Genomic DNA, 11749 nt, shown 5'->3' on the forward strand with positions numbered 1-11749 from the left:
ATCCAGGCGCGCGTTAGGCGTGCCCATACTGCCTGTAGTTTGAGGTCAGGTGGGGCCGTTGTGGCGGGATTGCCGCCCGGTTCCCCTAGAGGATAGAGGGTCTGCGAATGGCTGTCGTTCCTAAGTTTGAACGTGTGTCCCTGGGCCGCATTTCGGATGAAATGGACCTGCCGGATCTGATCGAGATCCAGACGAAGTCCTACAACGATTTCCTTCAGTGGGAAGTGCCGCCAGACGAGCGGTCGCCGAAGGGCCTCCAGGAAGTGTTCCTGGACGTCTTCCCGATCGCGTCGCCGGACGGCATGACGCGCCTTGAGTTCGTTCACTACTCGTTTGCCCCGCCGAAGTATACGGTGCGCGAGTGCCAGGAGCGCGGCATGACCTACGCCGCTTCGCTCAAGGCGCTGCTACGCCTCGTCCGCTACGAAGAAGTGGGCGGCGAGAAACGCGAGAAGATCATGGTCGAGCAGGAGGTCTTTCTCGGCGAGTTGCCGATGATGACCCCGACCGGCACCTTCATTATTAATGGCGCGGAGCGCGTCATTGTCAGCCAGTTGCACAAGTCGCCGGGCGTGTCGTTCGAGACGAAAATTCACCAGAACGGGAAAGTGCTGCTGACGGCGCGCATCATCCCGTACCGCGGCGCGTGGCTCGAGTTCGAGTACGACGTCAACGACGTGTTGTGGCTCACCATCGACCGCCGGTCGAAGATCATCGCGACGGCGTTCCTGCGCGCGTTCGGGCACGAGGACAATGAAGAAATCCTCAAGCTCTTCTACCGGATGGAGACGGTCACGCTTGGCCGCCAGAAGGTGAAGATCGGTTCGAAGACGCACGACCCGAAAGACCTCGTTGGCCGCATCGTCGGTGCGGACGTGATCGATCCCGAGTCCGGCGAGATATTGGCGGATGCCGCGGACGAACTGACGCCGCAGGCGATCGACCGCCTGATGCATTCCCACGCAAAGGAAATGCTAATCATCAATGCCGAGGATTATGCGAAGGACTCGTCGGTGGCGACGACGCTGTCGCTCGATCCGACCCAGACGACGGACGACGCGTACCGCGAGGTGTATTCGCGCATCCGGCCGGGCGATCCCGCGACGGACGCGACGTGCCGCACGTTCTTCCAAAAGCTGTTTTTCGACGCGTCGCGCTACGATTTCGCGCCGGTGGGACGCTATAAGATCAACCGCAAACTGGGCCTCGATATCTCGCAGGACACGAAGACACTCACGAAGGAAGATGTCATCAAGACAGTGCAGTACCTCGTGAAGCTGCGCGGCGGCGAAGGTGTGTTGGACGACATCGACCACCTGGGCAACCGCCGCGTACGCGCGGTGGGCGAGCTGCTCGCAAACCAGGTGCGCATCGGCCTCGTGCGCATGGAACGCACCGTGCGCGAGCGCATGAACTTCCAGGAAGAGGACCAGCTCACGCCGCAGAGCCTCGTGAACCCCAAGCCGGTCAGCGCCGTGATCAAGGATTTCTTCGGCCGCAGCCAGTTGTCGCACTTCATGGACCAGATCAACCCGCTCGCGGAGTTGACGCACAAGCGCCGGTTGAGCGCGCTCGGCCCCGGCGGGTTGAGCCGCGACCGCGCCGGGTTCGAAGTGCGTGACGTACACCCGACGCACTACGGCCGCATCTGTCCGATTGAAACGCCGGAAGGTCCGAACATCGGACTGATGGCATCGCTCTCGACGTATGCGCGCATCAACGAATACGGGTTCCTCGAAACGCCGTACCGCAAGGTGGACAGCGGGCGTTTGACCGACGATACGGAAATGTTGTCGGCGTACGACGAGGACAATTACATCATCGCGCAGGCCAACGCGGAGATTGACAAGCGCCGCCGCCTGGCGGGCGAGTCCGTGTTGACGCGTCACCGCGGCGATTTCCCGCAGGTCGAGCCGTCGCACGTCGATTATATGGACGTGTCGCCGAAGCAATTGGTGTCCGTGGCCGCTGCGCTGATTCCGTTCCTCGAACACGACGACGCGAACCGCGCGTTGATGGGATCGAACATGCAGCGCCAGGCGGTGCCGCTGTTGAAGACGGAGTCGCCCGTCGTGGGCACGGGCCTTGAACACGTCACCGCGAAGAACGCGGGCACGGTCGTTCGCGCGGAGCGCGACGGCGTCGTCGAATACGTCGACAGCGAGATGATCCGCATTCGCCACACCAAGAAGGGCAAGGACACGGACGAGAACCCGTTCCGCGCGGAAGAAGACGTGTATCCGCTGAAGAAGTACATCCGGTCGAATCAGAACACGTGCATCAACCAGCGGCCGATCGTCGAGAAGGGCGACAAAATCCATTCGGGCGATATCATCGCGGACGGTCCGGCGACGGACTCCGGCGAACTCGCGCTGGGCAAGAACGTGCTGGTCGCGTTTATCCCGTGGGAAGGCTACAACTTCGAGGACGCGATCATCATCAGCGAAGACCTGGTGAAGGAAGACACGTTTACGTCGATCCACATCCAGGTGTTCGATCTCGAAGCGCGCGACACGAAACTCGGCCCCGAAGAAATCACGCGTGATATTCCGAACGTCGGCGACGAGGCGCTGAAGAACCTCGACGAGACCGGTATCGTTCGCATCGGCGCGAAGGTGAAGCACGGCGACATTCTCGTCGGCAAGGTCACGCCGAAGGGCGAGACCGAACTCGCACCGGAGGAAAAACTGCTGCGTGCGATCTTCGGTGAAAAGGCCGAGGACGTGCGCGACGCGTCGCTCACGGTGCCGCCCGGCGTCGAAGGCGTGATCGTTGACGTGAAGATTTGCAGCCGCCGCGAGAAGACCGCGGAGACCGGCAAAGGCGCGCTGACGCAGCAGGTCAACAAGATCAAGCGCGAATACCAGGAGCAGATCGACGCGATTCGCGAGACGTTTGTAAACCTCGTGAAGGACGACTTGATTGGATTGAAGATTCTCGAAGACGTCGTGGACCATAAAACCGACGAACTCGTCCTCGAGAAGAACAAGCGCGTCAAGGTGTCGCACCTCGAAAAGGCCGACTACTCCGTCTTGGCGCGGATGCGCATTGAAGAGAAGCGCATCCAGCAGAAGCTCACGCGACTTGTGAACATGGCGGCGATGGAAGAGGCGAAGCTGATCGCGTTCCGCGACAGCGCGCTCGACAACTTGCGCCGCGGCGACGAACTGCCCCCGGGTGTCATCAAGCTCGTGAAGGTGTTCGTTGCGACGAAGCGCCGCATGTCCGTCGGCGACAAGATGGCGGGGCGCCACGGCAACAAGGGCGTCGTGGCGAAGATTGTGCCGGTGGAAGACATGCCGTTCCTGCCGGACGGTACGCCGATCCAGATTATTCTGAACCCGCTTGGCGTGCCTTCGCGCATGAACGTCGGGCAGATTCTCGAGACGCACCTCGGCTGGGCCGCGCGCGCGCTCGGTATGAAGGTGGCCACACCGGTATTCAACGGCGCGTCGGAAGAAACGATACGCGAGCACCTTACCAAGGCGGGTCTGCCGTCAAGCGGCAAAATTCGCCTGCGCGACGGGCGCAGCGGCAAGCCCTTCGATCAAGAGACGACGGTGGGCCAGATTTATATGATGAAGCTGAACCACCTGGTTGACGACAAGATTCATGCGCGGGCCATCGGGCCGTACTCGCTCGTCACGCAGCAGCCGTTGGGCGGTAAGGCCCAGTTTGGCGGCCAGCGCTTCGGCGAAATGGAAGTGTGGGCGTTGCAGGCCTACGGTTCCGCGTACACGTTGCAGGAACTGTTGACCATCAAGTCCGACGATATTCAGGGCCGCACGCGCGCGTACGAGGCGATTGTCAAGGGCGACCGCGACGTCGATCCGGGCCGCCCGGAATCGTTCAACGTGCTGGTGCGCGAAATGCAGGCGCTCTGCCTCGATGTCATCAAACTCATGAAGGTCGAAGAGACCGGCGTGGACGTCGAGGAAGAAGAAACCGAAGAACCAATGGAGGGCTAACGCTTGTCCAAGTATATAGCGACAACCGGCGACCGTTTCGACGCGATCCAGATTCGCCTGGCCTCTTCGGAAGACATCCTGAAATGGTCGCGCGGCGAAGTGAAGAAGCCGGAGACGATCAATTACCGGACGTTCAAGCCGGAAAAAGACGGCTTGTTTTGCGAACGCATTTTCGGTCCGGTGAAGGACTGGGAGTGCGCGTGCGGCAAGTACAAGAAGGTGAAGCACCGCGGCATCGTGTGCGATCGCTGCGGCGTTGAGGTGACGGAATCGAAAGTGCGCCGCGAGCGCATGGGCTGCATCAAGCTGGCCGTGCCCGTCACGCACATCTGGTTTTTCAAGACCACGCCGTCGAGCATCGGCAACCTGCTTGATCTCTCGATCCGCGTGCTCGAACGGATCATCTATTTCGAGAACTACATCGTCGTCGATGCCGGCGACACCAGCCTCTCGAAGATGCAAACCCTCACCGAAGACGAGTTCCAGGACGCGCGCGAACAGTGGGGCGACCGGTTCGTCGCGAAGATGGGCGCGGAAGCGATCAAGATGCTGCTTGAGGAGATCGACATCGAGCAGTTGAGCGCGGAACTCCACGCGCTGTTGTCCACGACGACGAGCATGCAGGCGCGCGCGAAGGCGATTAAGCGTCTCAAGGTCGTCGAGGCGATCCGCAAGTCGGGTAACAGCGCGGCGTGGATGGTGCTCGACGTTGTGCCGGTGATCCCGCCGGATTTGCGCCCGCTGGTGCCTCTCGAAGGCGGACGTTACGCAACGAGCGATCTGAACGATCTGTACCGCCGCGTCATCAACCGGAACAACCGGTTGAAGCGGCTCATCGAGTTGCGCGCGCCGGAAGTCATTCTGCGAAACGAAAAGCGCATGTTGCAGGAAGCGGTCGACGCGCTCTTCGACAACGGGCGTCACGGCCGCACCGTGCTTGGCGCGGGCAACCGTCCGCTTAAGTCTCTCAGCGACATGCTTAAAGGCAAGCAGGGGCGTTTCCGTCAAAACCTGCTCGGCAAGCGCGTGGACTATTCGGGCCGTTCGGTGATCGTTGTCGGTCCCGAACTCAAGCTGCACCAGTGCGGTTTGCCGAAGAAGATGGCGCTCGAGCTGTTCGAGCCGTTCATCATCCGCGAACTCAAGGAGCGCGGTCACGCCACGACGATCAAGGCCGCGAAGAAGGTCATTGCGCAGGGCCGCGAAGAGGTGTGGGACATCCTCGAAGAAGTGATCAAGGATCACCCCGTACTCTTGAACCGCGCGCCCACGCTGCACCGTCTCGGCATTCAGGCGTTCGAGCCGGTGCTGATTGAAGGCAAGGCCATCCGCATTCATCCGCTCGTATGCGCGGCGTTCAACGCCGACTTCGACGGCGACCAGATGGCCGTTCACGTGCCGCTTATGCCGGGCGCGCAGCTCGAAGCGCGCCTGTTGATGCTGTCGGCGACGAACATTTTCTCGCCGTCGAACGGGCGCCCAATTGTCACGCCCAGCCAGGACATCGTTCTTGGCATCTCGTACATGACGAAGCTGCGCAAGGGCGCGAAAGGCGGCTGGCAAGCGGAGTGGACGAAGGACGGCAAGATTCTTCAGCCGGGCCGCGTATACCGCGACACGGCTTCGGTCGTGCTGGCGCACGAAATGGGCGAGGCCGATCTGCACGCGGGCGTCAAAGTGCACTACGAGGGCGAGATCATCGACACGACGGTCGGCCGCGTGCTGTTGAAGGAGGCGCTTCCACCGGAGATTTCGCTGAAGGACGTGAACCGCGAACTCGACAAGGGATCGATCGGTGACGTCATCGCGAACGCCTACGCGAAACTTGGCCACAGCAAGACCGTCGAGCTGCTCGATGCGCTCAAACGCGTCGGGTTTAAGCACGCAACACTCGCGGGCATCTCGATCGGCGTTGTGGACATGCTCGTGCCGGAGGAAAAGAAGACGCTCATCGACACCGCGAAGGCCGAAGTCGGCCGCATCGACGAGATGTATCAGAACGGTCTCATCACCGAAGGCGAACGCTACAACAAAGTCATCGACCAGTGGACGACGACGACCGAAGCGGTATCCGCCGCGATGATGAAATCGATGTCCGACAACGATCAGGGCTTCACGGGCATTTATCTGATGTTGACGTCCGGCGCGCGCGGAACGAAGCAGCAGATTCGCCAGCTTGCGGCGATGCGCGGGCTGATGGCGAAGCCGAGCGGCGACATCATCGAGTCGCCGATCACGTCGAACTTCCGCGAAGGCCTCACCGTGCTCGAATACTTTATCTCGTCGCACGGCGCCCGCAAGGGTCTCGCCGACACCGCGCTCAAGACCGCGGATGCGGGATATCTCACGCGCCGTCTTGTGGACGTGGCACAGGACGTCGTCATCGAGGAACAGGACTGCGGAACGCTGAACGGCATCTGGGTCGAATCGTTGATGGACGGCACTGAGTCGATTCAGCCACTCGAGGAACGCATCGTTGGCCGGCACGCACTGGACGACATCCTTGTCCCGGGCGAAACCGAACCGATCGTCCGCGCGAGCGAAGAGATTACGGAAGAGAAAGCCAACGCGATCGTCGGGAAGGGCTTGCCGGGCGTCAAGATTCGCTCGGTGCTCACGTGTCAGTCGAAGCGCGGCGTGTGCCAGTTCTGTTACGGCACGAACCTCGCGACGAACAAGCTCGTCGAGTTGGGCGAAGCGGTGGGCATCATTGCCGCGCAGTCCATCGGCGAACCGGGTACGCAGCTCACCATGCGCACGTTCCACATCGGCGGCGCGGCGAGCCGACAAGTTGAAGCGAGTGAAATCAAGGCGATCGATTCCGGCGCCTTGCAGTACCGCAACGTGCGCACGGCCGAGAACCGCGAAGGCAAACTCGTCGCGGTGAACCGCGGCGGCGAAATGGCTGTGCTCGACCCGGAAGAGAAAGAACTGCAGCGGTGGGGCGTGCCGCCCGGCGCGCACCTGCTCGTCGAAGACGGGCAGAAAGTGCGCAAGGGCCAGACCATCTTCACGTGGGACCCGTACAACGTCGCGATCGTCGCCGAGGCGAGCGGCGTGGTCCACCTCGAGGGCATGGTCGAAGGCGTCACCGTGCGCAAGGACATCAACCCCGACACGGGTATCGAAGAGCGTGTTGTCACCGAGCACAAACAGGACCTGCACCCGCAGATCATTATTCTCGGTAAGCAGGGCGAAGTGCTTGCGTACGCGACGGTGCCCGCGCAGACGCACGTGATGGTGGCGAACGGCGACAAGGTGCTCGCGGGCGACCTGCTTGCGAAGACGCCGCGCCAGTTCAGCAAGACGAAAGACATTACCGGCGGTCTGCCGCGCGTCGCAGAACTGTTCGAGGCGCGCATGCCGAAAGACCCGGCGGTTATCAGCCACATCGATGGCGTTGTCGAACTGGGCGGCGCGACGAAGGGCATGCGCAAGGTCAAGGTCGTTCCCCCGATCGGTAAGGAACGCGAGTACACGATTCCGCCCGGCAAGCACCTCAACGTTCAGGCGGGCGACCGCGTGTACGCGGGCCAGCGCCTGACGGACGGTCCGGTCATCCCGAACGACATTCTCGAAGTGCAGGGCGAAGACGCGTTGCGCAAGTATCTGCTGGACGAAATTCAGCAGGTGTACCGCCTGCAAGGCGTGCGCACGAACGACAAACACATCGAGGTGATCATCCGGCAGATGCTGCGCAAGGTCCGCATCAAGGACGATCCGGGCGACACACCGTTCCTCGCCGCCGAGGAAGTGGACAAGATTCGCTTCCAGGACACGAACGAACAGACGCGCCAAAAGGGCGGACGACCAGCCGAAGCCGAGCCTATCCTGCAGGGAATCACCAAGGCCGCGCTGAGCACGGAAAGTTTCATCGCCGCCGCGTCGTTCCAGCAGACCACGCGCGTCCTGACGGATGCGGCGTTGTCCGGCAAGCGCGACTTCCTGCGCGGGTTGAAGGAAAACGTCATCATCGGCCACCTGATCCCGGCGGGCACGGGCAGCCGCCACTACCAGAACACCCACGTGGAACTGGTGGAAGACCAGGTGCAGGACTTCGCCGAGGACCTCGAGGTGGGTCCCGCGACGGAGACGTTGGAAGACTTATTGTCGTAGTTATACAGTATTATTGCGTTCGGGAGCGGGCGGGAGAGGCCCGCCCGCGCCAGAGCGCTCCCCCTGGGCAGGGCTGAGTCCGGGCGGCCGGTTGACACGGGCATCTTCCTGTGATAAGCTACTGGGCCGTTGTGTGCGAGGGGAAATCCCTGCCTGAGGGTGGGTCTGAACGGTGCTAGGAGAGTTCTGTTGCCGACGATCAATCAGTTGATGCGCAGCGCCCGAAAGAAGCGGGTGAGCAAGACGAAGTCGCCTGCGCTGAAGGCGTGCCCCCAGGCATCGGGCACCTGCACCCGTGTATGGACGATGACCCCGAAGAAGCCGAACTCGGCCCTGCGTAAAGTGGCCCGTGTGCGGCTCAAGAACGGGATGGAAGTGACCGTATATATCCCCGGCGTGGGCCATAACTTGCAGGAACACTCGCAGGTCATGATCCGCGGCGGTCGTGTAAAGGACCTGCCGGGCGTCCGGTACCACCTCATCCGTGGGGTTTTGGACGCCACCGGTGACTGCGGTGGCTCCGCGGGCACCAAGGATGACGGCGGGAAGAAAGTCCATACGGGGCGTTGGGTAAGCCGCTCGAAGTATGGTGTGAAAAAGCCGAAAAGCTAGATTGGGAGCGTATTAGTCAATGCCACGGCGTCGTGAAGTTCCGAAGCGTCAACCGCTTCCGGACCCGAAATACAAGAGCGTTACGTTGACCAAGTTCGTGAACACGGTCATGGTCGACGGGAAGAAGAGCACCGCGGAATCGATCGTGTATGGTGCGCTCGAGGTGATTACGCGGCGTTTCCCAAAGGAAGACGCGATTCGGATTTTCGACACGGCGATTGACAATGCGAAGCCGATTTTACAGGTGAAGTCGCGGCGCGTCGGCGGCGCGACCTACCAGGTGCCGGTGGAAATTGCACCGGCGACCCGCACGGCGCTGGCGTTCCGATGGATTATCGACTACTCGCGCAAGCGGGGCGAGAAAACGATGTCGGACCGTTTGGCCGGGGAGTTGCTCGATTGCTACAACAAGACGGGCAACACCATTAAGAAGCGGGAAGATACCCATAAGATGGCCGAAGCCAACAAGGCGTTCGCCCACCTTCGGTATTAAGCTCGGCCCACTCCCTCAAGGGCCAGTTCCAAGAGCTAAGTAGGGAAATAGGAGCGCTCCCGCGCCATGCGCGCGGGAATGCGACTGGAGTCCGTGGACAACGGCGCCACCCGGCGCCGGCTATCGCGGGCCCGAAGAAAACGAGCAGCGTAGGACGCGCCGGCATTGGGCCGGAGTGTGCCAGGCAGGCGTGCGCCTTTGCCTTTTTGGGCGAAGTATGCGCCGGCGGGCACCGGCAACATAGGTAGTTATGCGAAAGTTTCCGTTAGAAAGAACGCGCAACGTCGGCATCATGGCCCACATCGATGCCGGTAAGACCACCGTGACCGAACGGATTTTGTTCTACTCGGGTCGTACGCACAAGATCGGCGAGGTGCACGAAGGCACGGCGACGATGGACTATATGGAGCAGGAGCGTGAACGCGGCATCACCATTACGTCCGCGGCCACGGCGTGCGAGTGGAAAGACCACCGCATCAACATCATCGACACGCCGGGCCACGTGGATTTCACGGCCGAGGTCGAGCGCAGCCTGCGCGTGCTGGACGGGGCGGTCGCCGTATTCTGCGCGGTCGCCGGCGTGCAACCGCAGTCCGAAACCGTGTGGCGCCAGGCTAACAAGTACGGCGTCCCCCGCATCGCGTTTATCAACAAGATGGACCGCGTCGGCGCGGACTTCAAGCGCGCGGTGCAAACGATGGTCGACCGCCTGGGCGCGCGCGCAGTGCCGATTCAACTTCCGATCGGCCAGGAAGACGCGTACCGCGGCATCGTCGACGTCGTCCGCATGAAGGCCATCCAGTTTGTCGGTGACGGCGGACAAACGAAAATGGAAGAGATTCCGATTCCCGCCGACATGATGGATGCCGCAAAGCAGGCCCACCACGACTGTATCGCCGCGGCCGCCGAGTGCGACGAAGCGCTGATGGAAAAGTACATCCTCGAAGAGGATTTCACCACGGAAGAGATTTTGCAGGGCCTTCGCAAGGGGGTCTTGTCGAGCCATCACTGCCTCGTGCTCTGCGGCACCGCGCTGCGCAACAAGGGTGTCCGCCTGCTGCTCGATGCGGCGATCGATTATTTGCCGTCGCCGCTTGACGTCGGAACGATCGTCGGCACGGACCCGGACAAGGCAGGCGAAGTAAAAGTCGAGCGCAAGCCGGGCGACGAAGAGCCCTTCTCGGGTCTCGCGTTCAAGATTCTCACCGATCCGCACGTGGGACGTTTGACCTTCGTGCGTGTGTACAGCGGCGTTGTGAAATCCGGCGACATGGTGCTCAACGTGCGCACGGGCCGCAAGGAGCGTTTGGGCCGTCTGCTCGAAATGCACGCGGACCAACGCATCGATCTGACCGAACTGCGCGCAGGCGATATCGGCGCGGTGATCGGCGCGAAGAATACGACCACGGGCGACACGCTCTGCGATCCCAAGCAGCCCGTCGCATTGATGTCCGTGACGTTCCCCAAGCCGGTCGTACACATCGCCATCGAACCGAAAACAAAGGCCGATCAGGACAAGATGTCCGAAGCGTTGGTGAAGTTGGCTGAAGAAGACCCCACGTTCCGCGTGCGCGCCGACGAAGAAACGGGCCAGACGATTATCTCCGGCATGGGTGAGTTGCACCTTGATATCATCGTCGACCGCATGCGCCGCGAATTTAATGTCCACGCAAATGTCGGCAAGCCGATGGTGGCGTACCGCGAGTCAATCCGCACGAAAGCGGAAGCCCGCGGCAAGTTCATCCGGCAGTCGGGCGGCCGCGGCCAGTACGGTGACGTCGTGATTACCGTCGAGCCATCGGAAGTCGGCAAGGGATTCGAATTCGAAAACGCAACAGTCGGCGGCGTGGTCCCGAAGGAATTCATCAACGCGATCGAAAAGGGCGCGAAAGAAGCGCTCGAGAGCGGCATCGTCGCCGGGTATCCGATGGAAGACGTTAAAGTGACGTTGATCGACGGCAGCTATCACGAGGTCGACTCGTCCGAAATGGCGTTCAACACGGCGTCGTCGATGGCGGTCAAGGCGGCGGTGCCGAAGGCGCGCCCGGTGTTGCTCGAACCCGTCATGAAAGTCGAAGTGGTGTGCCCCGACGAGTACACGGGCGAGGTGATCAGCGACTTCAACGGCCGCCGCGGGCGTATGGAGAGCATGGAACAGCAGGGCACGGCCCGAAAGATTTTCGCGTACGTGCCGCTCGGCGACATGTTCGGGTACGCGAACGACATCCGTTCGCGCACGCAGGGCCGTGCGTCGTACAGCATGGAATTCGCGCAGTACGAGCCTATGCCGCCAAACATCGCGAACGAAATCATGGAGAAATCCGGAAGCGCGTTCCGGTTCAGCTAACTTGTGGCCCGCGCCGTAGCGCGGTGGACTTAGGTCAAGGAGACAGACATGGCGAAGGAAAAATTTGAGCGCAAGAAGCCGCACGTGAACATCGGGACGATTGGTCACGTGGACCACGGCAAGACGACGCTCACGAGCGCGATCACGACGGTGTTGGCCGAGCAGGGGCGCGCCAAGCTGATGGCCTACGGCGAGATCGACAAGGCGCCGGAA

Annotated in this window: 6 protein-coding genes; all 6 read left to right on the forward strand. The window is 61.6% G+C overall.

Annotated elements, in window-relative coordinates:
• The first annotated feature begins 107 nt into the window (after positions 1-107).
• Positions 108-3968, forward strand: a complete 3861-nt coding sequence (gene rpoB, locus HUU46_17830; protein NUM55512.1) for a DNA-directed RNA polymerase subunit beta — start codon at positions 108-110, stop codon at positions 3966-3968.
• A gap of 3 nt (positions 3969-3971) precedes the next feature.
• On the forward strand, positions 3972-8084 hold the full coding sequence (rpoC, locus tag HUU46_17835; protein ID NUM55513.1) for a DNA-directed RNA polymerase subunit beta': 4113 nt from the start codon (positions 3972-3974) through the stop codon (positions 8082-8084).
• Between the two features lie 189 nt (positions 8085-8273).
• Entirely contained in the window at positions 8274-8696 is a 423-nt protein-coding gene (locus tag HUU46_17840; protein NUM55514.1) for a 30S ribosomal protein S12, read from the forward strand.
• Between the two features lie 19 nt (positions 8697-8715).
• Complete coding sequence (gene rpsG / locus HUU46_17845; protein ID NUM55515.1) at positions 8716-9189, forward strand: 30S ribosomal protein S7; 474 nt, start codon at positions 8716-8718, stop codon at positions 9187-9189.
• Positions 9190-9439: 250 nt separating this feature from the next.
• Positions 9440-11536: an elongation factor G gene (fusA, locus tag HUU46_17850; GenBank protein NUM55516.1), complete on the forward strand. Its 2097-nt coding sequence runs from the start codon at positions 9440-9442 to the stop codon at positions 11534-11536.
• A 48-nt stretch (positions 11537-11584) separates the two neighbouring features.
• A partial coding sequence (gene tuf / locus HUU46_17855; protein ID NUM55517.1) for an elongation factor Tu occupies positions 11585-11749 on the forward strand: 165 nt, incomplete at its 3' end.

Source organism: Candidatus Hydrogenedentota bacterium, from assembly GCA_013359265.1.
In the GTDB taxonomy this organism is placed as follows: Bacteria; Hydrogenedentota; Hydrogenedentia; order Hydrogenedentales; family SLHB01; genus JABWCD01.